This window comes from Taklimakanibacter albus (genome assembly GCF_016595235.1).
In the GTDB taxonomy this organism is placed as follows: Bacteria; Pseudomonadota; Alphaproteobacteria; order Rhizobiales; family Aestuariivirgaceae; genus Taklimakanibacter; species Taklimakanibacter albus.
This window is the reverse complement of sequence record NZ_JAENHL010000008.1, coordinates 994,990-1,020,284: the sequence shown is the minus strand read 5'-3', so window position 1 is coordinate 1,020,284 and position 25,295 is coordinate 994,990. Positions and strand designations below refer to the sequence as shown.

Here is a 25,295-nt window from a genome sequence, read left to right as displayed (position 1 = left end):
ATTTCGACCCCAATCCAAAGATGCCTATGCTCCGCTCGCCTGGATCGGCTCACCTTCAGCGCCACCCAATAGTCTTATGTTCAGCCGGCCGCCGGAAAACACCATGTCGTTCAGAGCCTCTGCGATATCTTCTGAGGTCACCGCCGACTCTCCACGTATTAGGCTGGACTGAGCCGTTCGGCGCATCAATTCCTTGATGAACGCGGCGCTGACCCCCTCGGTGCGGCCGGCGGCTTCTTTCATGAGAGTATCCGAAAGTCTCAGCTTGGCGCCGTAGAGGCGAATGAGCTTCTCGCGGCCGGTTTCGTCGGGGAGCGGTACCTCGATCGCCTGATCGATACGCCCGGGCCTGCCGGCCAGAGCGGCTTCGAGTTGTTCGGGTCGGTTGGTGGTGAGGACGAAGATGATGTCTGCATCTTCCTTCAGCCCATCCATTTCATTCAGCAGCGTGTTGAGAAGCGGCTCCTCGCAGCCCTGCATGTCCTCGCGGTTGCGGGCGATGAGATCGACGTCCTCGATCACCACCATGGCGGGCTGCAGCAGACGGGCGAGGGTCATGTATTGGGCGAGGAGGCCCATTTGTCCGGCCGTGATGATGAGCGTCGTATGTCCGGGGAGATTGCTCGCGAGATAGCGGATGGTGTGTGTCTTGCCGGTACCCGGCGGACCGTAAAGAAGCACGCCCTTTCGGGTCGACTGGCCGAGCCGGCGCAGCTTCTCACGGCTGTCGACAAATCTGAGGACATTGCGTTCGAGCAGCCTGAGGGTCGCATCGGGCAGGATGACCGCCTCACGTCCTACATCGGGAAGACGGTGCACCAGCAGGCCCTTGCTCTGCCCGCGATAGTCCGCCTCACTTTCGAATGACAGCACCTTGCCGCGATACGACCGCGCCGCGTTGATGGCCGCCTCCAGCGTCTTGAAGCAACGCTGGACGAAGGCCGAGCCCGCTTCACCGGCCGGGACGGCGATTTCCACACAGGAGCCGGCCTCCCGGCCATATTCGCGATGCGAGGAGAGGACGATTGCGAAACGCAAATCCGCCTCGCGCCGCAGCCACAGGCCGTTGCTGAGGCATCTGACCGGCTCGTCCTCTCCAATATCGACGTCCTGAAACTGCGCGGCGGCGAGGGTTGCGGCATTCCGGCCGATTTGGGCCAGAGCCGTGAAGGAGAGCGTCTCATAGCGATGCGGCTCATGAATGCCGAAGAAGCGGATGGGATCGGTCGCAAAGAGCTGGTCGAGCGCCAACTGAAGATCGGCGCGCATATGTCCGGGAAACCGGCGCATCGCCGTGACGATTTCATTCTGCGCCAGACCCGCGAAATGCCAGTTGATGGCTTCATATGCGTATTTGAAGGATTTCCGGCGCGCCAGCTCCGAAAGATGGCCGGCGGCCATCTGAACACAGGCATGGCAGATCGGCGTGGCATTGCCGTTAAAGAGCGTGCGCTCCGCCGTTGCCGCGGTGAAGCAGAAGGTGCAGCGCGCCTCGCCGTCATCCGGAACGGGCTCGACGGTGATGCGCAGGGGAAAGCCGGACGCCTCGATACGCTCCCGCGCCGTGGCGAGCACCGCAGCCGCATCGGCGGCCGCAAGAACCCCGCATACGGCGCGATTCTCGGCGAATATCCGTGCGACCAGCGACTTTGCATAAGCCTGCGGCTTCCCGAAGATATCGACGAGAAGCTCGACGACGAAATCATCCGGTGTCTCGTCGTCATTATGGAGGACGATCAGTTTGTCGGTGTTTTCCGCGGCTGAGCTGCTCATATGTCTGCCGTAAATAGGTTTGTTCCCTATTTGTACCAATTCTGCGTTGTCGGTCAAGGGCCATTTCCTAAACGGCTGTTGCGAGGGATCAACAGCAGGCGCGCCGTCAGCTCTGCTGCAGCGGCCGCTTCAGCTCGGTGAGTGTGCCGCCCATCGCGTGGGTGATGCGGCTCGCGGCCTGATGCGCCATCCGGGCGGCTTCCTCGAAGGGGATGACGACCTGGTAGCTGGTGAGAAACGGCATGGTCAGTGCGGCGAGCGAGCGGCCTTCGGCATTGAGGATCGGGAAGCTGATGTCGATGACGCCGTGCACGACTTCGCCCTCGATCAGCTCATAGCCGCGCGCCTGGATGTCGGCGACACGTTTGCGGCAGGAGGCCAGCCAGTCGGCCGGGTTGAGAGCGACGGCCTCGCTGAAGAACCACTCCTGCACCGCGGCCGGCTGGAACGCGATGAGGGTGCGCCCGGACGCGCCATGGACGGCGGGGCTCGCGGCGCCGACACGCAGGCGGATGGCGATCGGCGCGGGACTGTCGACCTGCGCCACGATGCGCTGGTTGAGGCCGTCCAGCACCGCCATGTGGCAGGCCTGCGAGGCTTCCAGCGCCAGCGCGTTCAGGATCGGCTGCGCCGCGTCCACCAGCCGCCGGAAGGGTGGAAACATCGTCGCCAGCCCGAAGAGCTGCGTCGACAGCACCAGTGCTTCCTCGCCGGGCGGCCTGACGATATAGCCGCGTCGCTCGAGCGCCAGCACCACGCGATAGATCTCCTGCAGCGACCGGTCTAGGCGCTGCGCGATCTGGCTCGGTGTGATCGGCGCATAAAGCGACGCCATCAGCTCCAGCACGTCGAGACCCTTTTCGAGCGCCGGCACGGCATAGCCGCGCTTGCCGTCACCGTCCCCCAGGCCCGCGAGCGTTTCGATCGCCTTCTTGGCGGTTGGCTTGCGCTTCTTGGCGCCTGGATCTTCGGTTCGCTTCGCCATTCGGGCTTCTTATCTTTGTCCAGGGCAGCGCATCTGCGCTGTCCATCCATCCATCGTCACCCCGACGAAAGTCGGGGCCCATAAAATTCGTGCCATGCGCGCAGCGCTGCTCGTGTGGCGAGGCTTTTCTGGATCCCGGCTTTCGCCGGGATGACGAAGGGAGGACATGTCGACCCAATCAGCTTTCATGATCGCGCCTCTAATCCCACAGCAGCAGCCAGCCGGCGCCGGCGCAGTCGAACAGGGGACGCGCTTCCGATGGACGGCCGCTATCGAGCGGCAACACGCGCACCGCCGATGAGTCCCAGCCGGCGACGAGGACAAAATCGGCGCTGGCCAACAGATGCTGCGGCCAGGCGACCGTGGCATCGATCTCGGAGATAAGCGTCGGTGTCTTGCCGCTGACATCGAAGGTGCTGATCGTGTCATAGCCGCGATTGGCGAAATAGACATGCCGCCCATCGGGCGAGCGCTGGATGTCGCCCGGATAATTTCGGGTGTGGCGGGTTTTGGCCGGGCCGGTGCGTTTTGTGCTCGGCACATGCGCCCAAGCCTCGGGCCGATCGCCGGGGCGCCCGACGAGCAGATTGGAGCCGAGCTCGCCGCTGATCGCCAGCCTGCCATCGGGAAGCACCACGCCGTGGCGCGGACCGGCGCCTGGAGGTACGGCGGTCTGGCGCGTCTCGCTAAGTGCTGAGGCGCCGGCGCGGCTCGGATCGACGGCATATTCGCGCACCAGATCGGCGCCGAGATCAATGACGACGAGCGTATCGCCGGCAAAGAAGAGCTGATGCGGATGCGCGTCCTCCTGCCGCTCGGTCTCGGGTCCGCTGCCTCTCAGCCGCACGAGTTCGACCGGGCCATCGAAGGCGCCTTTGGCATCGAGCCGCTGCACCCCGATGGTGGAGCTGGTGTAATTGGCGAAGAGCAGCAGGCGCCCGGTGGGATCGACCACGATATGGCAGGGCTCAGCGCCTTCGCTCGATTTCTCGCTGAGCGTTGCCGCTTTGTCGCCTTCGATACGCCAGGCATGAATGTCGCCTTCGTCATCGACGCGCGATGTCCCATAGACGACGGGGAGCGACGGGTGACGGGCAAGGCTCGACAGCTGGTTCACCGTTGCGAGCCGTGTCCCGCGCCACTGGCTATTATGCTGCACCCAGCGGGTCAGCCCGTGCTCCGGACCTGTGCCGCGCGAGGCGACGAGAAGCGCCTGGCCGGGCGCGAGTTTGAAGTCCGACATATTATCCCTCCGCTATTCGGATGAGCCGGGCCCGAATCCCTCCCAGCGATCGATAATGGCACCTTCGCGCACAATACTGGCCCGCCGCAACATGGCAAAAGCCATGCAGACATGATTGGGAACGATTTCGAGCCGTGTGCCGACCGGCAGCGGCGCCGGCTCGCTTTCGCCATGCCAGCGCAGCCAGCCATGCTCCTCGGACATCCGCTCGATGACCCAGCCGGGCGCGTTGACGAGGAGGCCCATGCCTGGATATTCGGCCCGCCGCGCCACCGCGGGAACCAGGTCGGTGCTCAGCGATTTCGAGCCGGCATCGATGCAGGCGCGGCCCGCTTCGGGATGGCTGACGACCGTCGCCATGACGCGGATCGCCGTCGTGGCGAGCGTCGCATTGCCGAGCGCGATTTGCCCGACATCGTTGAAGGCATAGATGCCCGGCCTGATCTGGGTGACGCCTTTCACCTGCGCCACGGCGCGTGCCGATGCCGAGGCGCCGAGCGACACGACGGGAAGGGCGATACCCCTGGCCCGGATCGCTTCGGCGACGGAGACCATCAGGCTTCCGGCCGCCTGCGCCTGCCGCACCAGGTCGGCCGCATCCTTGGCGGCATAAGTAGATCCCTCATGTGTATAGATGCCGGTGAGGTCGATGCCGGGCAGGGCGGCGATCGCCGCAGCAATGTCGGGCGCGGCATCAGGCGGAACGCCCTCACGCCCGAGCCCTGAATCGATCGCCAGCATGAGCCGCGATCTCTCGCCTGCTGCGGCGAAGACGTCACCGATGCTGGCGGCGCCAGCGACACTGTCGGTGGCGAGCACGAGGTCGGCCTTGCGCGCCAAAGCGAGGGCCCGCGCAGCTTTCGCTTTTCCGACGATCGGATTGGCGACGAAGAAGCGCTTGACGCCTGCGGCCGCGAAAGCCTCGGCCTCGCCCAATTTGGCGACGCACAGGCCATGGGCGCCGCGCGCGATCTGGCGCAGTCCGGCCTCGGCCATCCGATGCGTCTTGGCATGCGGGAAGAGCTCGATGCCGGCGGCCGCCACGATCCCGGCCATCTCGTCGAGATTGCGGTCGAGAATATCGAGATCGATGACGAGACCCGGCGTTGCGATATCGAGATCGATCCAGCTCATTGTAAACGCTTCTCCTATTCCGTCATCCCGGCGAAAGCCGGGACCCATAAAAGCCCATCCACGCGAGCACCGCCACCCGCTTCGTTGCGCCGGGATGACGATGTAAAGTCACGACCGTCCACCCAATCTCAGCACGCGCCCGGCGCGTTGGCCGGTGATTGTGCCATCCTCGACCGCGAATTGGCCATTCACCAGCACATGGCGGATGCCGGTCGCCGCCTGGCGCGGCTTTTCATAAGTGGCATTGGCCTTGACCTTATCCTTGTCGAAGACGACCAGATCGGCAATGGCGCCTTCGGTGATGCGGCCGCGGTCGGCGAGTCTCAGCCGGTCAGCGGCGGCACTCGTCATGTGGCGCACGCATTCCTCGAGGCTCAGCACCTTCTCCTCGCGGACATAAGTCTCGAGCATGCGCGGGAAAGTGCCCCAGGAGCGCGGATGCGGCCGTTCGCCGACCAGGATGCCGTCGCTGCCGACGGTATGTTCCTCGCGCTGCATCAAGGTGCGTACATGCTCCTCGATGCCGATGAAGAACACACACGGCGCTGCCCGGTCGGTGGCGAGCAGAATGTCGAGACAGAGCTCGGCCGGGCGTTTCCCGAGCTTGGCCGCCGCCTCCGCGAGATTCACCTGCATGATCCAGTCGAGCTCCGGCGCGCCGGGAAGCCCCGCAATATAGACGCCGCTCCAGTCGACCGTCAGGCCTTGATGGCCGTCGGAGCCGTCGACATCGAGAGCGGCGATGATCCGCTCGCGATCTTCGGGATTACGTAAGCGTGCCATCTGCTCGGCGCCGCTGCCCGCCTGGGCCCAGCCGGGGAGCTGTGAATGCAGCGTCGTCATCGCGGCGAGATAGGGATAGCTATCGAAGCTGAGATCGACGCCGTCCGCCAGCGCTTCGTCGAACATGCGCAGAAGCTCCGGCAGCTTGCCGCGATTGGCCTCGAAGCTCAAATGTGTATGGGCGAGATGCAGCGCCACGCCGGAGCGGCGCGCGATCTCGAAACATTCGCGATAGCCGCCCAAGGCGTCGGCGCCATAATTGCGGTGATGCGGGCAATAGAAGCCGCCGAACTCGGCCACGACCTCGCACAGCGCCACCAGCTCGTCGGTGTCGGAATACATCGCCGGCACATAAGTGAGGCCGGTCGACAGGCCGACGCCGCCTTCCTCCATCGCCCGTCGGAGTAGCACCTTCATCCGCGCGAGCTCATCCGCCGTCGCGAGCCGCGGCTCATTACCCATGACCAGGAGCCGCAAATTGCCATGCGGGACGAGATAGGCGGTGTTGACCGCGGTATTGCCGTCGAGCCGCGCGAGATACTCGGCGACACTGCGCCAGTTCCAGTCGAAGCCCGGCGGATCGTCGTTCCATCCTTTGAGCTGGCTCCGGAGCTCGCGCAGTGTCGTGTCATCGACCGGCGCGTAGCTGAGGCCATCCTGGCCCAGAACCTCGGTGGTGACGCCCTGGCTCAGCTTCGACGTGTGATCCGGATTGCACAGCATCTGCAGATCGGAATGCGTATGCATGTCGATGAAGCCGGGCGCGATGACGAGACCGTCTATGGCGATGACGCGATCGGCATCGCTACCTGCCGGGCCCACCGAGACGATGCGGCCGCCCTCGACCAGCACATCGGCGCGGAAGCGGGCGTTGCCCAGCCCGTCGACGACGATGCCTCCCGTGAAGAGGATGGATCCGTTTGTCATTCTGTTGAACTTTCTATTGGGCGGCGATGGTAGCACCCGTCATCAGCGCGACGAGGTCGGTGCCGGAGAGTTTGGACATCGGCCCGTCATGGACTTTGCGCCCGAGCCTGAGCACGCAGACGCGGTCGGCGACGCGCATCACATGCTGCATATTGTGGCTGATGAAGATCACCGCGACCTTGTGGCTGCGCAGTCTTTCGATGAAGGACAGGACCAGCTCGGTCTGCTTGACGCCGAGCGCCGCGGTCGGCTCGTCGAGCACGACCACGCCGCTGCCCCACAGAACCGCGCGGGCGATCGCGACGACCTGGCGCTGTCCGCCGGAGAGCGCGGCGACCTTGGTGCGCATGTCGGGCAGGTTGAGACCGAAGCGCTGATAGCCTTCCTCGACGCGCCGGCGCATGGCGGCGACATCCATCGTCCGTGTCGCGCGTCCGGTGGCGCCGGGAACGAGCAGTTCACGGCCGAGAAAGATGTTCTCGACGATGTCGAGTCCGGGCACCAGCGCGAGTGTCTGGAACACCGTCTCGATACCGGCGCGCCGCGCATCCTGCGCCGTCTCGAAATGCTCTTTCTGGCCATTGACGATGATGTCGCCCTGATCGGGGCGGATCGCGCCGGCGATCATGCGGGTGAGGGTGCTTTTGCCGGCCCCATTGTCGCCGATGAGGCCGATCACTTCGCCCGCATGCGCCGCAAGGCTCACCGTCTTCACGGCATGCACGGGCCCGAAGGACTTGCTCAAGGCGCGCAGTTCCAGGATGGGCGCGCTCATTGGGCTTCTCCTGCTTGCGGGGCCTCGATAGGTTCGCTCTCGACCGGCACATTGAGACGCTCGAGCCGCTGATAGAACATGTCGAGGGCCGCCGCGCCGCACAAAGCCGCGCCGATGGCGACCTGCTCGAAATAGGGGCTGACATTGACCTGGACGAGGCCGTTCGACAGCACGCCGACGAAGAGCAGCCCGAACAACACGCCGAACAGCGAGCCGCGCCCGCCGGTGAAGGAGACGCCGCCGAGCAGGATGGCGGTCAGCACTTCGAGCTCCATGCCGGTGCCGATGGTGACGGCGGCACCATCGAGCTGCGACGCAATGATGAGTCCACCCAAGGCCGCCGCCAAGCCTGAGGCCACATAGAGCCAGAAGGGAATGAGCTTGACCTTGATGCCGATCTCGGCGGCGGTGTCCTTGGCGCCGCCGACGGCGATCATGTGCCGGCCCAGGGGGGCGCGGTACCACAGATGCAGGCCGATGAGGAAAACGATGGCGAACAGGATGACCGGCACCGGCACGCCGAGCAGCTTGCCATTGCCGAGAAACGCGAATTCGCGGCCATAGCCGTAGGTCGTGTAGCCTTGCGTGACGAATTCGGCGAGACCGCGGGCGCCCGCGAGCCCGCCAAGCGTGATGATGATGGGCGAGAAGCCCTGGATGGCGATGAGATAGCCGTTGAAGGCGCCCCAGGCGGCGCCGACCGCGAGGCCGATCAGCAAGGAGACAGGGAGGCCCAGGCCGCTCGCCATCGCCTGGCCGAATACCACCGCCGAGAGCACCGCGACGGACCCCACCGACAGATCGACGAGGCCGCACAGGATCAGCATCGCGCCCGGCACGACGATGAGCCCGATGACCGCGTTCTGCAGCAGGATGACGGTGAAGTTGGGCACCGTCAGGAAGCGGCTGCTCAGGATCGAGAAGATGGCGATGAGGATGGCCAGCGCAAAGAACAGGCCGTTGCGCTGGGTCCAGCCGAGGATCTGCTGACGTGTCACAGGAGAAATGCTTTCATCTTCATCCTTGCGGGGAAGGTGGTTTCCCGGCGATCAGCCGGGAAACCGGATGGGGGTCGGGTGCTTTGGCAGGAACTGCGGAGAAATAGCCTCCATCATCTCCGCCCCGCCATCACGCATAGACACTCAGAATGACGTCGATGTCCTCGGTCGGTGTCTCATGGCCGACCAGCTTGTATTGCTGCAGCACATGAGTCTCGGACTCAGGCCCGCCATTCCACAGCTGATAGGGAATGTCGATGACGCGCCGGCCGATATCGCCGATATCGAGCGCCATCGAGACCTGCAGATAGGGATCGCGCGCCTTGATGAGATTGAGATTCTGCTTGGCGCCGTCGAAGCCGGCGATCAGCAGATTGTCGGCGGCCAGCCCGCTGTTCTGATAGGCCGAGCGGGCGCCGAGCGCGCCGTCATCGGTGCAGCAGATGAGGACCTTCATCTCCGGATGCGCCTGTAGCAGCGACTGCGTCGCCTTGAGCCCGTCCGGCGCGTTGAGGGCCGTCGCCTCGAAGAACTTGGTGTCGGGCAGCTCCTTCAGGATCGCCTCGTGCGTCGACTCGATCCGGTCGGTGACGACCTGAATGTTGGTCGCCGTCAGGAAGCCGACATCGCCCTTGCCGCCGAGCTTCTCCTTGATGTGCTTGGCGGCATAGGCGCCGAGGAGCGCGCCGGCATCGCGGTCGGCCCATTTGATGAAGCCGTCTTCGCCGTCGATGCGGTTGGCATAGGAGATGAAGAGCGCCTTCTGCTCATGCACCTTGGCGACCGTCGGCGCCATGGCATTGGCGTCGAGCGCCAGCACGACGAGCGCGTCGATGCCGGAGGCGAGCCAGGTATTCACTTCGGCGAGCTGCTTCTGCGGATCCATGCCGGAGAAGCTCTGCAGCACTTCATAGCCACGTTTCTCGGCTTCCTTGAGCGCGGCGTTCATGAAGCCTTGATAATAGTCGGCGGCGCGATCCGGATGCGCGATCGCGATGCGCTTCTTCTCTTGCGCCAGGACCGGCAGGCCCATCCAGGCGATACCGGCGCCGGCGATGCCGGCCCCCGACAGCTTCATCAGATTACGGCGATTCACGGCACGCAGTTTGGTCACCATCGCACATCCCCATGCATCAGGCTGGCCGATCCCAGCGGACGTAACGCTAGATCGATGAATTTCAAATATCAACATAAACTTTTCTATATGATAGTATGAAATGACGAACAGGAGTTGAGGGGAAAGGAAGAAGTCCATGAAACTTAAAGATAAAATCGCCGTGGTGACCGGAGCGGGCCGTGGCCTCGGCCGCAGCGCCGCCTTGCGGCTCGCCTCCCTCGGCGCCGGCATCGTGCTGATCGCCCGGAGCGAAGCGCAACTGCGCGAGACGGCGGTTCTGATCACGGCCGCGGGTGGCCGCGCTGTCCCCTTGCCGATGGATCTCACGCGCGAGCTGTCGCCTGATCGCTTGCGGGGCGCTGTCGAAAGCGCGCTCGGACCGCCCGCCATCCTCGTCAACGCCGCCGGACTCTTCGGGCCTCTGGCGCTGGTTCGCGACAGTGATCCGCAAGCCTGGATCGAAGCTTTGATGGTCAACACGGTGGCGCCTTACGTGACCTGCCGCGCCTTTGTCGGCGGCATGATCGATGCCGGATGGGGCCGCATCATCAATGTCTCTTCCGCCGCCACGCTCCTGGCGCCAAGCCCCGTCGACAGCGCCTATGGCACGAGCAAGGCGGCGCTCAACCAGTTCACCCGTCACCTCGCCGCCGAGATCGAAGGCACCGGCGTCACCGCCAATGTCATCCATCCGGGCGACGTGAAGACCGACATGTGGACTGATATCAGCGCGAAGGCCGAGCGGCTCGGCCCCGAAGCCGCCGCCTACAAGAACTGGGCGGGCTGGGTCGAAACAACAGGCGGTGATGATCCCGAAAAGGCGGCCGATCTCGTCGCGCGGATCGTCGGCGAGGAAGCCGCCGGCCTCAACGGCCAGTTCCTCTGGATCGAGAATGGCTTGCGGCAGCCTTTGGTGAGCTGGTGATAGACGGATGCCCGCTCAGCCGCCGATAAGCGCGGGCAAGTGCCGAGGCCGAAGAGAAGCCGCAACGCGCGGCGATGTCGCTTTTGGAAAGGCCGGATTGCAGGGTGAGCTCGCGAGCCCGCGCCAGGCGGAGATGGAGATAGTAGCGCCCCGGCGGCATGTTCAGCTCGGTCTCGAACAACCGCGCCAGGCTGCGCAAGGTCATGCCGCACCGGCGCGCCAGCCGCGGCAGTCGTAACGGCTTCTCCACATGGGCGGCCATCAGCCCGACGATCTGCCGGATCTTGGCATGGGGATGCGGCACGGCAAGAGCGATCTCTGCGCCCACAGGGTTTGAAGGATCATTGAGGAACATCGCCGCCGCATCGAAGCGCGCCGCCGGCCCGAAGCGGCGTGCGACCTCCTGCAGGATGACCTCGAGAGCCGCCGCGGCGCTTCCGCATGTCGTCCAACGGCCGTCGCGCACATGTGGCGCATTCACCGCGACGACGTCGGTGAAGGTCTCCGAGAACTCCGGCAGCAATTGCCAATGCAACGTGGCCCGTCGCCCATCGAGATATCCCGCTTTGGCGAGAAGCCACGCCCCGGTATCCGCCGCAACGACCGCGCCGGCTTGCCTGACCAGCCGCAGGCTGCGGCGCAGCGCCGGGTCCGTCGCATCGCTGCGGAAGCGATCGCCGCCAATCACCAGGAGCAGGTTGCAGGGACCTGCTTTCGCCAGCGGCAGATCGGGCGCGATCGTCAGGCCGCTCGATGAGCGCAGTGGCCGGTCGCCATGTGTCAGGATCTTCCAGCTGATATCCGCCCTCGCCGCATCGCGCACCACCCGCAAAGGCTCCAGCAGGCAGGCGAGAAGCATGTTCGAATAGGCATCGAACAGCAGAATGTTGACGGTCAGCCTTGCTGGCAGAATAAGCTTCATATCTGGCAGAATATGCTCTATCGGCCAAGATCGCCAAGGCACATCCTGCGGCCATGGCAACTCGTCCGCTTTCCCATCTTCGCGTCCTCGACTTCGGGCACTATCTGGCGGGACCGCTCGTCGGTCTGATGCTCGTAGATCTCGGCGCCGAGGTCATCCGCATCGACCCGCCGGGAGGGCCGCGCTGGAAGGATCCGGCCTTCGATATGCTGTCGCGCGGCAAGCGCTCGTTGGAACTTGATCTGAAATCCGACGCTGGCCGCGCCGCCGCCCTGGACCTTGCCGCCCGCTCCGACATCGTCATCGAGAACTTCCGCCCTGGCGTGATGGAGCGCCTTGGCCTCGGTCCGTCGGCACTGCGGGAGGCGAATCCGCGTATCGTCACCTTGTCGCTGCCGGGCTTCGCCTCGACCGATCCCGAACGCGCGCCGCTTGCGGCCTGGGAGGCCGTCATTGCTGCCGCCACCGGGCAATTCACCGATATGGGGCTCAACCGGCAGCTGATGGGCATCAACCCTTCCTTCACACCGCTGGGCCTCGCTTCGGCCTATGGCGCGGCCTTTGGCGCCATGTCGGTGCTGTTTGCACTGGGCGCGCGTGACCGCAATGGCGGAGAACATATCGAGGTGCCGTTGGCCTCGGCGCTGTTCGAAGGGCTCGTCTATAACTGCCAGCAGATCGAGAATTACCCCGAGCGCTACAAATCTCCACGTGAGCTGGAATTGGACCGCCGCTGCGCCGCCGGACTGCCGATGAATCTGAGCTATGCCGATCTCGGTGATTTCCTGGACCCGTTCTATCGCACCTACATTTGTGCCGACGGGCGCGGATTCTATGTCGTCTCCTGCTCGATCGTCACCCATCCGCGCCGGGTATTGCAGGTTCTGGGCCTTGGTGAACTGGCGGCAACGCTCCCGGATTTCGATGCCTATCTGGACCGGACCGACTGGCCTGATGAATGGAGCTTGCGTAACTATCCCGTCGGATCGCGCGACCGGGGGCGCATCGCGCAGGCGATGCAGGCGGCCTTTCTCACCCGCCCTTCGTCGGAATGGGAGATGTTGTTCGGTGCAGCCAAGGCGCCGGCAACCGCGCAGCGCAGCACGAAGGAATGGCTGGCCGATCCCCATGCCCTCGCTTCCGGCCTGGTGCTCGAGGTCGATGATCCGCGCCATGGCCGCATGCGGCAGCTGGGCAATCTGGCGTGGCTCCTGGACGACGGCGGCGCTTTGAGCAAGCAATCCGAAAGTCCCGCCGATCTCGCAGATCTTCTGGCCGCAGAACCCCGTAGCAGCGCGCCGGTCTCAGGCACTGGCGGCTGGCTCGAGGGATTGAAAGTTGTCGATCTGACCAACGTCATTGCCGGACCGACGATCGGATCGACGCTGAGTCGTTTCGGGGCGGAGATCGTGTCCGTGCAACCGGTGACGCCGTCCGTCGATCCCTGGAATGCGGTGGTCTTCGGCCTGCATGCGCATCGCGGCAAGGAGAGCATCCTGCTGGATCTGGGACGATCTGAGGGGCGGGAGGTGCTCGCGCGGCTGATCGCCAGGGCGGATGTCGTGACCATGAACGGCACCGACGCCCAGCGCGACGCGCTCGGGCTTGCGCCGGAGCGATTGGCCGTATTGAACCCGCGCGCCATTCTCGTGCAGCTCGATGCCTGGGGCGGGCCGCGGCGCGGACCGAAATCCGACCATCTGGGTTATGACGACCTGGCGCAGGCGGCGACCGGCGTCATGGTCCGTTTCGGCGGCGGCGCCGATACACCCGAAGAACATGCGCATTTCGGCACCATCGACGCGCTGACCGGTTATGCCGCCTGTGTTGCGCTCGGCGCGGCGCTGGAACGGCGGCGGATCACCGGGCGAGGCGGGGTGGCGCGCGCGGCGCTCGCCGGCTGCGGCGCGATGATCCAGGCGCAGTTCATGTATGACTACGCGGGCCGCGCCGCCTTCGACGAGCCCTCCGGCCGTAATGTCCGGGGCTGGGGGCCGTTCTATCATTGCTACCGCGCCTCTGACGGTTGGATGTTCTTCGCCGCGCCCACCGAGCGGGAGAAGGCATTGGCCGGCGTACCCGAATTGGCGGAACTCGCTGACCGCTCCGGGGTCGATCTGGTGGAGGCGCTTGCGTTGCGTTTCTCCACCCGGCCTGTCGCTTATTGGGCGCAACATCTCACCGGCACCGCTTCGTCCGTGGTTCCGCTCGGCTCATTGTCGCTGAACCGCGAGGCCGGCTTGCAGCGCGAAAGCCAAGGCGGCATCGACCTCACCCAGGCGACCTACCGCGCGATAAGGCATGATCTTCATGCGATGGGACGCTTCGTGGATCTGGTGGCACCCAACGCGGTCAGGCCCGAGCGTGCCGCCATCACCATTCCCGCAGCCACGCCCAAGCCAGGCGCGCAGACACGCGCCGTCCTGGCCCGGCTCGGTTATTCCGAGGCTGAGATTGCGGACCTGCTCGCCGCTGGCGCCGCCGGCGAAAGCTGGTCGGCCAGATATCTGCCGGAGTAAGGCTTGACCAGCTCATAGCCTGGTAGCTATGCGATGACCTGCTCTATGTTGGAAACGCGCAGCGTGATTCTGGAGGGGTAAAAGCATGACGGAGAAGAAGGCTAAGAAGGCGCCGGCGAAATCCGCCGCAAAAAGCAAATCCCCGGCTACAGCGAAGGCGGCTGATGGTGTCGTCCTCCTCTCGGGCGGCAATCCGCAGATCGCCAAGGCCTATGGCGACGAGCCCGTCCAGAAATACATCGCGGCGATGCCGGGCTGGAAGAACCGCGTCGGCAAGGAACTCGACCGGCTGATCGTCAAGGCTTTCCCCAAGGTCGCGAAGGCGGTCAAATGGAACTCGCCGTTCTACGGCACGGAGAAGGATGTCTGGTTCCTCGGCTACCATTGCATGACGAAATACGTGAAGGTCGCCTTCTTCCGCGGCGCGCATCTGAAACCTCTGCCGCCGGGTACCTCCAAGCAGAAGGAGGTGCGTTATCTCGATATCTATGAAGACGACGAGATCGACGCGGCGCAGTTCATCGACTGGGTCAAGCAGGCGAGCAAGCTGCCGGGCGAACGGATGTAAGCGGCCCTTCGCTTCTCACTCCAGGCGGGCGGGAAAACCTGGCGCCCGGAGATCGGTGCCGACGGCATCTTCGAGCAGCTTGACGATCTGCGTCGACTGCGCCTCGCCGCCATAGGCTTCCTTGCCCTTGACGAAGGTCTGCTGGGTCAAGGTCGCCAGATCGAGCGGCACGTCGAATTCACGGCCGAACTTCATCGCAAAGCCGAGGTCCTTGAGGGCGAGATCCATGGTGAAGGCGATATCGTAGCTGCCATTGAGGATGAGCTGGCCTTCGGTCTCATGGACGAAGCTGGTGCCGGAGCTGGCTTTGATCGCCGCCCAGGCCTGGCCGAGATCGAGCCCGCCGCGTTTCGCCAGCATGAGCGCCTCGCCATCGGCCACGAGATGGATGAAAGCCAGCATGTTGGTGATGACCTTGATCACCGCGGCGCTGCCGAGCGGGCCCATATGAAAGATCTTGTCGCCCATCGCTTCGAGCGCCGGCCGGTGCAGCTCGAACAGATCCTTGTCGCCGCCCGCCAGCATGGTGATCTTTCCTTGCGCGGCCAGATGGACGCCGCCGGTCACCGGCAGCTCCATCACGCGCACGTCCTTTTCGGCGGTAAGTGCGGCCAGGCGCAGGATCTCGTCGCGGCCGAGCGTCGACATTTCGATCCACGTCGTTCCCGGCCTCATGGTCGTGAGCATCTGGCGCAGAACCAGCTCCGAGACCGTCGGCGAGGGCAGGCAGGTGATGACGGCGTCACAGCTCCCGGCAAGGGCGGCCGGCGTATCCGCCCATGCCGCGCCTTGCGCCAGGAGCCGGCTCGCCGCCGCGCGATCCTTGTCATGGACCGTGACCGTGAAGCCGGCTTTGAGCAGGCTCGCCGCCAGATGTCCGCCCAGATTGCCGAGGCCGATATAACCGTAACGCACGCGCGTGCTCCTGCCTACCAGCCGCAGCTCTTGCCCTTGTTCTGCTCCTTCAGCCAGCTTTGCAGCGGCGCGAAATAGGCGATGATCGCATCGCCTGAAATCTCGCGTTGGCCGGTGAAGGCTTCCAGCGCATCAGGCCATGGTTTGGACGCGCCCATTTCCAGCATGGCGTTGAATTTCTTACCCACCTCCTTGTTGCCATAGAAGGAGCAGCGATGCAGCGGACCTTTCCAGCCGCTCTGCTCGCAGGCGGCCTTGTAGAACTGGAACTGCAGGACATTCGCCAGGAAATACCGCAAATAGGGCGTCGTGGCCGGGATATGATATTTGGCGCCGGCATCGAAATTGGCCTCGCTGCGCTGGACCGGCGGCGTGATGCCTTGATATTTCAGCCGCAGGTCGTTCCACGCCGCATTGTAGCCGTCGGGCTTGACTGAGCCGTCGAAGACGCCCCAGCGCCATTTGTCGACCAGGAGGCCGAAGGGCATGAAGGCGATCTTGTCCATCGCCTGGCGCAACAGGAGGCCGATATCCTTGTCGGCGCTCGGCACCTTGTCCTTGGGCAGGAGGCCGATCTGGACCAGATATTCCGGCGTGATCGACAGCGCGATGGTGTCGCCGATGGCTTCATGGAAGCCGTCATTGGCGCCGTTCATATGGAGGAAGTCCTGCGCCTTGTAAGCGCGTTGATAATAATTATGCCCGAGCTCGTGATGGATGGTGGTGAAATCCTGCGCATTGACCTTGATGCACATCTTGATGCGCAGATCGTCCTGGTTGTCGATATCCCAGGCCGAGGCATGGCACACGACCTCGCGGTCGGCGGGCTTCAGGAACATCGAGCGGGTCCAGAAGGTGGCGGGCAGCTTTTCGAGGCCGAGCGAGGTGAAGAAACCTTCGCCGGCTTCGACCATCTTCTTCTCGTCATATCCGGCCGTCTTTAACAGCTCGGTCGTGTCGAAGCCGATATCGCCGGCGCCGGCAGGCGCCACGATGTCGTAGATGCCGGCCCATTCCTGCGCCCACATATTGCCGAGCAGGTCGGCACGGATCGGCCCGGTCTTGGCCTGGACGGCGTCGCCATATTTTTCGTTGAGCTTGCCGCGCACATAGCAGTGCAGGTCGTCATAAAGCGGCTTCACATCCGACCAGATCTTGTCGGTCAGCTTGGCGACATCTTCGGCCGGCATGTCATATTGCGACCGCCACATGGCGCCGACATCCTTGTAGCCGAGCTCCGTGGCGCCTTGATTGGCGATCTCCACCAGCCGCGTGTAGTCGTCACGCATCGGCGCGCCGACCTTGTCGTGCCAGCTCGTCCACATTTCCTTCAGTTGCTCGGGATCGCGGTTGAGCGACATCTGCTCCTCGATGTCGGACCCGTTGATCGGCTTGCCCAGCAACGTGCCTTCGCCCTTGCCATAGTCCGACTGCAGCTTGGTGGAGATATTGCTCAATTCATCCGCCGCACCCGCCGTGGTCGGCGCCGGCAGCACGATGCCGCCTGTGAGAATGGTGAGCTTGCGCTTGATCTCATCCGACAGGCCCGGCACCTTGTCGAACTTGGCCGCCTCGATGGCGAGCCGGACGCCGAGCTCGGTCTGCCGCGCGCCCGCTTCCGCCGCCAGCGCATCGGTGTCTTCGGTGAGATAGGTGCTGTTCACCCACTGGATCCGGTTGACCCTGACCGACTCCGCCGCGAGCTGCGCTTCCGCCCCTTTCAGGAACTTCTCCACATCCGCGACCGTCGGGCTGTCGGCTCTCGCAAACGCCGTCGCCTGCAACATCAGGCCGACCATCGTCGTCGTGACCAGAAGGGCGCGTTTCATGGGGATCTCCTCATGTGGGCTGTGGCGGAGAGTTGAGCATACTGTTTGGGTGGCCACGCTTCCAACTATTTTGCGGCCGCTGACACTTATCCTCGAAAATGGAACAAAGACCGGGCGTGCCGGTTTGCTCTGTATTGAGGTACCCCTTCCAAGCAGGAGATAACCATGCCCACCGCAACAGGTCATACCGACGCCATCCGCGCCAGCCGCGTCATCGGAACGGAAGTTTATAACCCCGCCGGCGATCACATCGGCGAAATCAAGGATGTGATGCTCGAGAAGACCAAGAACGGCATCATGTTCGCCGTGGTCGGCTTCGGCGGCTTTCTCGGCATGGGCGAAAAGTATCACGCCATACCGTGGGCTTCGCTGGATTATGACGAGAAAAAAGGCGGCTATATCGTGCCCTACAGCAAGGACGAGCTGAAGGCGGCGCCGTCCTATTCGGTCGACGAGTTGACCGAAAATGACGGCATGAAGGCGCGTGACGCTTCGTACGACTATTATAAGGTCGACCCGTACTGGCAGTAGCCAATTCAGAGCGCGCAGCGACAACATGCTCTAAGGTGTCGGAGACGGTGAAACTGCGCCGTCGCCGGCACCTTAGCGTTACCCGGCGCGCAGTTGAATTCTCATTCCTGCAGTACTCATTCCAGTCCGAGAATTATCCAGGGTACACCGAACTTGTCCGTCACCATGCCAAATTGAGCGGCCCAATCGACTTTGCTCAGCGGCGTGGTTACAAGGCCGCCGTCACTCAACGCATCGAAAATCCGTCGCGCGTCATCCGCCTTCTTGACGTGCAGTGAAATACTAAAACCCTTCATCGGGATGAATTGATCTTTAGGAACATCGTTGCCCCTCAGCACTGAGTCTCTGATGCGGATCTCCGCAAATCTGATCTGATCGGCCTCGCCCGCCGTCGAACCAGGCGGCAGAGCTCTGTCTTCATTGCCTCCGAACGTGTTCATGACGACGATCTTGCCATCCAGCAATTGGACGTAAAACTCAAAGGCCTGTCGACATTGCCCCGAGAAGGCCAATTGCGGTGCGATGTTCATTTGGCTCTCCATCTGCTGAGCGTAAGGGAAACGATTGCGGTACTTGAACAACGCCTCGGCCGTCATGAGTGTTCCTGCATTCCGGCAGTCGATGAACTTGGGTACTATTTCAACAGCCGCCGGTGAGCGTTTTGGCCTGACACTCCTGACGTATTCAGGCCGGCGATATGATACGACCACTGAGCGATGTGCAGAATGAGGACCACTGACGTGAGCGCGACTGCGCGCCAAAGCACGACCGGACTGCGGCGATTTCTCGATCTCGGGCAGCAGCGTAAATGGCTGGAAGGCAAGGCGGCCTTGCGCGATACCGGCGAGCGTCAGGAGTCCCCGGAGCTGCGTCTCAAATATGTCGCGAAATATCAGAGGCTGCTCCGCCGGCCGCAGGCGCAGGAGGTCCTGGAGATTCTCGGGCTCTACGGTCGCGACTGCATCCCGATCCCGGGCACGACCGAGCGGCACTACTGGTCGGTTTCCTGTCTGCCCTCGACGCCTGGCAAGGCGCTCATCCGCATCAATGCGAGCTGGATGGAGCTTTTTTCGCTCTATGCGGAAGGTGACGGCATCCGTGCGCTGTTCCTGGTGCATCTTTCGGATTTCACCAGGGACCACTCACCCGAGCCGGGCCAGGTGGATGAAGCTCTTCTCGCGCGCTGCGCCACGACGCCGGAGGATGTCAGCTGGTTCATCCCGCGCGGTGAGGATATTTTCGGCATCAAGGTCCGCGGCATCGCGTCGATCCGCAAATTCATCGCAACGCGCCATTCCTTGCGTGCCATCCGGGCCTTCAACCTCACCCATATGAATCGGGGCCGGAATGCCTATCAGGCGAGCCACTGTTACAGCCTGGCGGATCACATGCTGAGCCGGTGAGGCAAGATCAGGCGGCCGCACTCAGCCTCGCCCGCCAGCCTCATTTTTTTCCGCATATCCAGCTCAGCTTGCCCTTATCGTCGAACGCGCCCAACAGGGGACGCCCATTCTTTTTGCAGCTCGCCTCACCGGATTTGAGGACGTCGCGGGCGCCGGCAGCATTCTTGCTCTTGATGCATTTGAGCTGATCCTTCTTGGTCAGCTCGACGCCCAGATAGAATTTTCCCAGCTTGGCGCGGCATTCGGCGAATTTTCTGGTGACCTCTTCCGAGGTCGCCGCATTGGCGGGGGCAGCCGCGCCCGCCAGCAGGAGGGTCGCAATCAAGACAAGGAACCAGCGATCGTACGGCAAGACTCTCTCCTTCGCTTCCGAAGGCTCGAGACTATAGGCGCCGGCCGGCGATGGCCTGATCCATTTGGGCTATGCCGTGCTAGCTCACGGCAATGATGACATGGGCCTGAATCTTGGCGGCGACCTCGCCGCTGCCATGCTTCTTCGCCAGCGCGGCTGCGGCGTAGTCGGTGGCCGCTTCCAGTCCTCCCGCATCCCTGGCTTCGATCTCGCTGCGCAGAACAGTACCCTGGCAATAGGCGACGGCCGGCAGGCGCGGCGAGGAAGCGCGGCTTTGTTCGGCGCGCGTCTCGATCGCCACATGAGAAAAGCCCGCATCTTCCAGCTCGCGGCGGATCAGTGCCGTATCGTGATAGCCATGCGGCGTGCGGGCCAGAAAGCGCGGCGGATCGTTCGGAAAAACCCGGGCGAGCGCATTCGTCACGTCATCGGCAAATACATTCTCTTCGATGCGATCCCACACATTGAACAGAAAATGTCCGCCGGGCTTCAGGACGCGCTTTGCTTCGCGGTAGGCCGATGAGCGGTCCGGAAAGAACATCGCGCCGAACTGACAGCAAACGAGATCGAAGGCCGCGTCTTCAAAGGGTAGGTCCAGAGCATTCGCCTGGCGCCACGTGATGCGGCGATCGGGAGCTTGCCGCGACGCGGCGTAGTCGAGCATCGGCTGGTTGAGGTCGGTGACGACATAGCTTGAGCCGGGAGACAGCGTCGGTGCCAGGACGCGGGTGACGGCCCCGGTGCCCGCGGCGACTTCCAGAACGGCGCCCGGCGATAGGGACGCCGCTCGTCGCGCAATATCCGCGGCGAACGGCGCAAAGATCAACGGCACCATGTAGCGGTCGTAGTTTTCCGGAATCGAGCCGGCGAAGACCTTGTCCGCTTCCAGCACGGCGACCACCCTCTGCCTGTCTACTTCACCACGAGAACGGTGTGCATCCCCGCTTCATAATGACCCTTGATGTTGCACAGCAATTCATAGGCGCCGGGCCGCAGGGTGACGACGAGTTTCCCGTGCTCTCCGGCTTTGAGGCCCTCTACCTCGCCCAGCGCTTTGAGCTTGCCCTCATCGATCCGGTGCTTCTCCTTGACGACGGGGATGGCCTGGTCCGGGGAGTTGAGCTTGACGAGGACCACCTCATGACTTTCGGTTATCGCGTCATTGGTTACGTCGAACTGGATTTTGCCTGCCTTCACCGTCGATTGTGAAAGCTTGATTTCCATGCCGGCGCCGCCTTCGCCGAGTAGCGAGACCTTGATTTTCGCAGGCGCGGCCGCGAACGCCGTCCCTGTGATTGCCGATGACAGGATAGCGGTCGCGACGAGCATTCGCAGATGCATGATGGTTGTTCCCCTGAAGGAGTATCCGCCGCCCGCCGAGGCAAAACACTAGGGCAAGAACCTTCCGGCTCCGACTTAAAGTTTAGTTAGGCGGGTTGGTTCTTCACGGAGGAGCTCGATTACCATGGTCGCGGCAACCGCTTGCGTCGACAGTCGTTTGGCAAGGATGACTTGACGAAAGCTGGTTCATGACGCAGTGTCCTTTGTCCTAGGACAGGGGACGAACATGAAAAGCCAGGATATCGTCATATTGCTTAAACTTGCGAGCTTGGAGCAGGACGAGCAGGACGAGCAGCACGGGCTTCGGCATCCTCGGAGAGACATACGCCATGAGGATCCATTTTCAGTCCGCGGCCTTGAATCGTCCCTCGGAATCAGCAAAACCGAAGTGAATGCTTCGATCAAACGGAGTATTTCCTCTGGGCTTGCGATCAAAGACCACGATTCCGGCCGGGCTAAACCCAACCGCCGCAACCTTCGCAATTTTATTGTCCACGGACTGAAATTTGTTTTCCCGGCAAGGCCTGGCGCCATGATGCGGGGTGTGCCCACAGCTTTTGCTGCTCCCTCGTTGAAGAAACTACTGATGAGCGCCGGCGAATACATTTACGTCTGGCCGTTCGCCAAGGGCAAAGACATGGGACAATCGGTCGACCCCCTATTCAAGAGCGTGCCGGAAGCGGCTTTGAAGGATGATCGCCTTTATGAATATCTAGCCCTCATTGACGCGATCAGGCTTGGAAATCAGAGAGAAGCTGGGCTCGCGGCCGAACAGATCTCAGAGAGGTTTTTGGGAAAATGATGACTGTTAAGGGCCAGCTGCATCTTATGTTGGAAACAGTCACCAAGGCGTTAGGCGACGATCTCCGGGACCGGTTGGTCTTCGTCGGCGGATGCACGACGGCTCTTTTCATTACGGATGCGATCACGCTCGAAGGCGTACGAGTAACCGATGATGTGGATTTGATTGTTGATCTCGTCGGCCATACGCAATGGGCGAAACTGCAAGAGGAATTGCGTCAAAAGGGATTTACGGAGTCTCCAGAGGACGACGTGATTTGCCGGATGCGGCTTGGTGCCCTCAAAGTTGATTTTATGCCTGACGATGCGAGCATTCTCGGCTTTAGCAATCGCTGGTATTCCAAAGGCATTGCAACGGCGCTCTATCACCCTCTGAGCGAGACGCTGAACATCAAATGCCTCACACCAGAAATGTTTCTGGCGACGAAGCTGGAAGCATATCTTGGCCGCGGCAAAAACGACCTCTTAGGAAGCCACGACATGGAGGACATTCTTCTCGTCGTCGATGGACGGGACGAACTCGTCGCTGAAATTCAGGCTCTCGACGAAGACGTTCGCTACTACATCGCAGAGCAGTTCCGGGCTTTGCTGAAGCATGATGACTTTGATCATTTTCTCGCCGGCAACATCAGGGGGCCGGAAGGCCGCGTCGATCTTGTGCGGGAGCGCATTGTCGCCATAAGTCAGAGCGACACCGATGGCTGAATGGAGTCGGACCGACTGAGCCCGCAGGCATCGGGATAAGCTCCGACATGTTGATGCGCCTCATCCTGGATGGTTCTACCAAGCTGCCCTCGCTCTCTATGAGGCTATGACGCTTCACGCCTCCAAGTACAACGATGCCGCCGGCTCTGAATATTTCGGCACAAAAGGCGATGCGATGACATGCTGGCAAGAGGGGCTCGGCAAATATTCTTGCTACATCGGGTATGATGCGGTCACCAATGTGCTATCCGCGGCAAAAACCTGTCAGCACGAGTGAGCATCGCCTCACCCGGCGCCGCCATTTTTCTCGGGAGTAAAATGGACATCGGCCCGACTGATTGCAGACAGAGGGCTGCCGGGAGGCTCAGATCACATCATCGAAATGACCGGGGCGTACCACCTCAACCGCGATCCTTGTTTTTCTTCTTCTTCGGCTTCTTGCCGAATTTGGGCTTGGCGAACGGGGCGGCGGGGTCACGCGGCGGCCGACCGGCATCGGCAGGCTTGTTCTTGTGCCACGGCTTCTTGCCGAATTCCGGCTTGGTCCCCGACTTGGGAGCGCCATCGCCAGGGGCCTCGTCACGATGCTTCTGGTACGGCTTGTGACGGGGCTTGTCGTCGTGACGGGCCTTGCCCTTATAGGGCTTGCCGTAGCTGGCGGGTTTGTCGGCGGGCTTTTCGAAGGCGGCCTCGCCTTGCGGGCTGGCCGGCATCCCGGCATCGGCAGGTTTGTTCTTGTGCCACGGCTTCTTGCCGAATTCCGGCTTGCTCCAAGACCGGGGAGCGCCGTCGCCAGGGGCCTCGTCACGATGCTTCTGATACGGCTTGTGACGGGGTTTGTCGTCGTGACGAGCCTTGCCCTTATAGGGCTTGCCGTAGCCCGCTGGTTTATCGGCAGGTCTTTCGAACGACGCTTCGCCTTGCGGGCCGGCCGGCATCGCCTCGATGCGGATGTTCTCTTCCTGGTCGGGGCGTTTCAGGTTCTCTGAAAACCGTTCCGCCGCCTCGGCCGAGATCTCGACTTCGCTGTGCGTCCCATAGACCTTGATCGCGCCGATATCCTGCTTGCCGATATCGCCGCGCCGGCAGATCATCGGAATCAGCCAGCGGGCCTCGGCATTCGTCTTGCGTCCGACGCTCAGGCGATACCAGACGCTGCCCTCCATGTTCTGGCGGAATTCCGGCTTCTTCCGCCGCGATTCCGTGCCCATGTGGCCGTCATCGCCGCGCGGAGTGCGCTCGTCGCGCCGGTCGCCGCGCTCGTGACGCGCCCGGTCCTTGCCGGGGCCCGGATCGATGATGTCCTCGGGCGCCGGCAGCCGCGCGCGATAGAGCCGGGCCAGCGCCGCGGCGATTTCCTCGCCCGAGCGTTCGGCGAGCAATGTGCGCGCCAGGACCAGATCATCCTCACTCGACTCCTCGGTGAAGAGCGGCCCCTCGAGCATGCGCTGATGATCGAGCTTGCGGATGTCTTCCGCCTGCGGCGCGGTGCCCCATATGGCCTCGATGCCGGCCTGGGCGAATGTCGATTCCGTGCGCCGGACGCGCGACGGCGGCACCAGCAGCACGCTCACGCCCTTGCGCCCCGCGCGGCCGGTGCGCCCGGATCGGTGCTGCAGGGTCGCCGGGTCATTCGGCAGATCGGCATGGATGACGAGGCCGACATTCGGCAGATCGATGCCGCGCGCCGCGACGTCGGTAGCGACGCAGACACGCGCCCGTCCGTCGCGCAAAGACTGCAGCGCGTTCGTCCGCTCGTTCTGCGTCAACTCGCCCGACAGGGCGACGACGGAAAATCCGCGCTCGAGCAGTGCTGCCTGCAGATGCCGGACGGTATTGCGCGTGTTGCAGAAGACGATGGCCGCGGGCGATTCGAAATAGCGCAGCACATTGACGGCCGCATGCTCGATATCGCGCGCGACGACCCTGACGGCGCGATATTCGATATCGGCATGACCACCTTCGTCGCCGGTGACGGCGATGCGGAAGGCGTCTTTCTGATATTGCTTGGCCAGCGCCACGATGCCGCGCGGCAGCGTCGCCGAGAACAGCAAGCTGCGGCGGGTGTCCGGCGTGGTTTCCAGGATGGCTTCCAGGTCCTCGCGAAAGCCCAGATCGAGCATCTCATCGGCTTCGTCGAGCACGACGGCCTTCAATTCCGACACGTCGAGATGGCCGCGCCGCAGATGGTCGCACAGCCGCCCCGGCGTGCCGACGACGATATGCGCGCCCTGGCTGAGGTCGCGCTGCTCGCGGCGCGGATCCATGCCGCCGACGCAGGAAACGATGCGCGCTCCGGCATATTGATAGAGCCAGGTGAGCTCGCGCTGCACCTGCAGGGCCAGCTCGCGTGTCGGCGCCACGATCAGGGCCAGCGGCTTGCCGGCGCCTTTTTCGAAGCGCTCCGTGTCGCCGAGCAGGTTCTTGGCGATCGACAGCCCATAGGCCACCGTCTTGCCGGAGCCGGTCTGCGCCGAGACCAGGAGATCGCGGTCGGCGGCCTCATCGGCGAGCACCGCCGCCTGCACGGGCGTCGGATCGGTGTAGTTGCGCTCGGCCAAAGCGCGGGCGAGCGGTGGGCTTGTCGGCAAGAATGTCACGAAATGTCAGACCTTGATGAGGGCCGTAAAAAACAGCGATTTGAAACGGAATAGGTTGCCGGTGCGTCATGACCGGGCAAACGAGTGAGGGTGGTAAAGCTTTGCGCGGCGACAAGCAACAGTGGCGAATGATCGCTGGCAATATTATC

At 63.1% G+C, this 25,295-nt stretch carries 24 protein-coding genes; 8 read left to right on the top strand and 16 right to left on the bottom strand.

What is annotated here, in order from left to right; translation table 11 throughout:
- Nucleotides 1-24 precede the first annotated feature (24 nt).
- The 8 genes from JHL16_RS27810 to JHL16_RS27775 form a co-directional block, all read right to left on the bottom strand.
- Nucleotides 25-1,773: an ATP-dependent Clp protease adaptor ClpS gene (locus tag JHL16_RS27810; RefSeq protein ID WP_200188142.1), complete on the bottom strand. Its 1,749-nt coding sequence runs from the start codon at nucleotides 1,771-1,773 to the stop codon at nucleotides 25-27.
- Nucleotides 1,774-1,879: 106 nt separating this feature from the next.
- On the bottom strand, nucleotides 1,880-2,758 hold the full coding sequence (locus tag JHL16_RS27805; RefSeq protein ID WP_200188141.1) for an IclR family transcriptional regulator: 879 nt from the start codon (nucleotides 2,756-2,758) through the stop codon (nucleotides 1,880-1,882).
- 199 nt (nucleotides 2,759-2,957) lie between these two features.
- Complete coding sequence (locus JHL16_RS27800) at nucleotides 2,958-4,001, bottom strand: lactonase family protein (RefSeq protein ID WP_200188140.1); 1,044 nt, start codon at nucleotides 3,999-4,001, stop codon at nucleotides 2,958-2,960.
- A 12-nt stretch (nucleotides 4,002-4,013) separates the two neighbouring features.
- The gene (locus JHL16_RS27795) at nucleotides 4,014-5,135 is read right to left on the bottom strand and encodes an alanine racemase (RefSeq protein WP_200188139.1); all 1,122 of its coding nucleotides are present in this window, start codon (nucleotides 5,133-5,135) and stop codon (nucleotides 4,014-4,016) included.
- A 108-nt stretch (nucleotides 5,136-5,243) separates the two neighbouring features.
- Nucleotides 5,244-6,845 (bottom strand): N-acyl-D-amino-acid deacylase family protein, encoded by a 1,602-nt coding sequence (locus JHL16_RS27790; protein ID WP_200188138.1) that lies wholly within the window; start codon nucleotides 6,843-6,845, stop codon nucleotides 5,244-5,246.
- 13 nt (nucleotides 6,846-6,858) lie between these two features.
- Nucleotides 6,859-7,620: an ATP-binding cassette domain-containing protein gene (locus JHL16_RS27785; protein WP_200188137.1), complete on the bottom strand. Its 762-nt coding sequence runs from the start codon at nucleotides 7,618-7,620 to the stop codon at nucleotides 6,859-6,861.
- Entirely contained in the window at nucleotides 7,617-8,618 is a 1,002-nt protein-coding gene (locus JHL16_RS27780) for an ABC transporter permease subunit (RefSeq protein ID WP_200188136.1), read from the bottom strand. The genes JHL16_RS27785 and JHL16_RS27780 overlap by 4 nt, the downstream gene beginning before the upstream one ends.
- A 130-nt stretch (nucleotides 8,619-8,748) precedes the next feature.
- Complete coding sequence (locus JHL16_RS27775) at nucleotides 8,749-9,735, bottom strand: sugar ABC transporter substrate-binding protein (RefSeq protein WP_200188135.1); 987 nt, start codon at nucleotides 9,733-9,735, stop codon at nucleotides 8,749-8,751.
- A gap of 136 nt (nucleotides 9,736-9,871) precedes the next feature.
- Between JHL16_RS27775 and JHL16_RS27770 the strand changes: the two genes are divergently transcribed.
- Complete coding sequence (locus JHL16_RS27770; RefSeq protein ID WP_200188134.1) at nucleotides 9,872-10,660, top strand: SDR family NAD(P)-dependent oxidoreductase; 789 nt, start codon at nucleotides 9,872-9,874, stop codon at nucleotides 10,658-10,660.
- On the opposite strand, the gene JHL16_RS27765 is transcribed toward JHL16_RS27770, so the two are convergent.
- Complete coding sequence (locus JHL16_RS27765; RefSeq protein ID WP_200188133.1) at nucleotides 10,602-11,582, bottom strand: GlxA family transcriptional regulator; 981 nt, start codon at nucleotides 11,580-11,582, stop codon at nucleotides 10,602-10,604. The two genes, JHL16_RS27770 and JHL16_RS27765, sit on opposite strands and share 59 nt — an antisense overlap.
- 53 nt (nucleotides 11,583-11,635) lie before the next feature.
- Between JHL16_RS27765 and JHL16_RS27760 the strand changes: the two genes are divergently transcribed.
- Nucleotides 11,636-14,101: a CoA transferase gene (locus JHL16_RS27760; RefSeq protein WP_200188132.1), complete on the top strand. Its 2,466-nt coding sequence runs from the start codon at nucleotides 11,636-11,638 to the stop codon at nucleotides 14,099-14,101.
- 85 nt (nucleotides 14,102-14,186) lie between these two features.
- Complete coding sequence (locus tag JHL16_RS27755) at nucleotides 14,187-14,669, top strand: DUF1801 domain-containing protein (protein ID WP_200188131.1); 483 nt, start codon at nucleotides 14,187-14,189, stop codon at nucleotides 14,667-14,669.
- Between the two features lie 15 nt (nucleotides 14,670-14,684).
- Here JHL16_RS27755 and JHL16_RS27750 read toward each other — a convergent pair whose 3' ends face one another.
- Entirely contained in the window at nucleotides 14,685-15,605 is a 921-nt protein-coding gene (locus tag JHL16_RS27750; protein ID WP_210346148.1) for an NAD(P)-dependent oxidoreductase, read from the bottom strand.
- Nucleotides 15,599-17,413, bottom strand: coding sequence for a M2 family metallopeptidase (locus tag JHL16_RS27745; RefSeq protein ID WP_200188129.1), 1,815 nt, complete (start codon nucleotides 17,411-17,413; stop codon nucleotides 15,599-15,601). The genes JHL16_RS27750 and JHL16_RS27745 overlap by 7 nt, the downstream gene beginning before the upstream one ends.
- Nucleotides 17,414-17,578: 165 nt before the next feature.
- Here JHL16_RS27745 and JHL16_RS27740 point away from each other — a divergent pair, with 165 nt between their 5' ends.
- Entirely contained in the window at nucleotides 17,579-17,944 is a 366-nt protein-coding gene (locus JHL16_RS27740; RefSeq protein WP_200188128.1) for a PRC-barrel domain-containing protein, read from the top strand.
- A gap of 116 nt (nucleotides 17,945-18,060) precedes the next feature.
- Here JHL16_RS27740 and JHL16_RS27735 read toward each other — a convergent pair whose 3' ends face one another.
- Nucleotides 18,061-18,540 carry a VOC family protein gene (locus JHL16_RS27735; protein ID WP_200188127.1) on the bottom strand — a complete coding sequence of 160 codons (480 nt, stop codon included), beginning with the start codon at nucleotides 18,538-18,540 and terminating at the stop codon, nucleotides 18,061-18,063.
- Nucleotides 18,541-18,669: 129 nt separating this feature from the next.
- Here JHL16_RS27735 and JHL16_RS27730 point away from each other — a divergent pair, with 129 nt between their 5' ends.
- Nucleotides 18,670-19,347: a hypothetical protein gene (locus JHL16_RS27730; protein WP_200188126.1), complete on the top strand. Its 678-nt coding sequence runs from the start codon at nucleotides 18,670-18,672 to the stop codon at nucleotides 19,345-19,347.
- A 40-nt stretch (nucleotides 19,348-19,387) separates the two neighbouring features.
- Here the strand turns inward: JHL16_RS27730 and JHL16_RS27725 are convergent, their stop codons facing one another.
- The 3 genes from JHL16_RS27725 to JHL16_RS27715 all read right to left on the bottom strand — a co-directional run bounded on the left by JHL16_RS27725 (nucleotide 19,388) and on the right by JHL16_RS27715 (nucleotide 21,040).
- Nucleotides 19,388-19,699, bottom strand: a complete 312-nt coding sequence (locus JHL16_RS27725) for a hypothetical protein (protein WP_200188125.1) — start codon at nucleotides 19,697-19,699, stop codon at nucleotides 19,388-19,390.
- A 79-nt stretch (nucleotides 19,700-19,778) separates the two neighbouring features.
- Nucleotides 19,779-20,591, bottom strand: coding sequence for a methyltransferase domain-containing protein (locus JHL16_RS27720; RefSeq protein ID WP_200188124.1), 813 nt, complete (start codon nucleotides 20,589-20,591; stop codon nucleotides 19,779-19,781).
- Nucleotides 20,592-20,611: 20 nt separating this feature from the next.
- Nucleotides 20,612-21,040 (bottom strand): plastocyanin/azurin family copper-binding protein, encoded by a 429-nt coding sequence (locus tag JHL16_RS27715; protein WP_200188123.1) that lies wholly within the window; start codon nucleotides 21,038-21,040, stop codon nucleotides 20,612-20,614.
- 226 nt (nucleotides 21,041-21,266) lie between these two features.
- Here JHL16_RS27715 and JHL16_RS27710 point away from each other — a divergent pair, with 226 nt between their 5' ends.
- From JHL16_RS27710 to JHL16_RS27700, 3 genes are all read left to right on the top strand, one after another.
- On the top strand, nucleotides 21,267-21,842 hold the full coding sequence (locus JHL16_RS27710; RefSeq protein WP_200188122.1) for a hypothetical protein: 576 nt from the start codon (nucleotides 21,267-21,269) through the stop codon (nucleotides 21,840-21,842).
- Nucleotides 21,839-22,546, top strand: coding sequence for a hypothetical protein (locus JHL16_RS27705; RefSeq protein WP_200188121.1), 708 nt, complete (start codon nucleotides 21,839-21,841; stop codon nucleotides 22,544-22,546). The genes JHL16_RS27710 and JHL16_RS27705 overlap by 4 nt, the downstream gene beginning before the upstream one ends.
- Nucleotides 22,547-22,652: 106 nt before the next feature.
- Nucleotides 22,653-22,823, top strand: coding sequence for a hypothetical protein (locus tag JHL16_RS27700; RefSeq protein ID WP_200188120.1), 171 nt, complete (start codon nucleotides 22,653-22,655; stop codon nucleotides 22,821-22,823).
- 124 nt (nucleotides 22,824-22,947) lie between these two features.
- Here the strand turns inward: JHL16_RS27700 and JHL16_RS27695 are convergent, their stop codons facing one another.
- On the bottom strand, nucleotides 22,948-25,146 hold the full coding sequence (locus tag JHL16_RS27695; RefSeq protein ID WP_200188119.1) for a DEAD/DEAH box helicase: 2,199 nt from the start codon (nucleotides 25,144-25,146) through the stop codon (nucleotides 22,948-22,950).
- Nucleotides 25,147-25,295 lie beyond the last annotated feature (149 nt).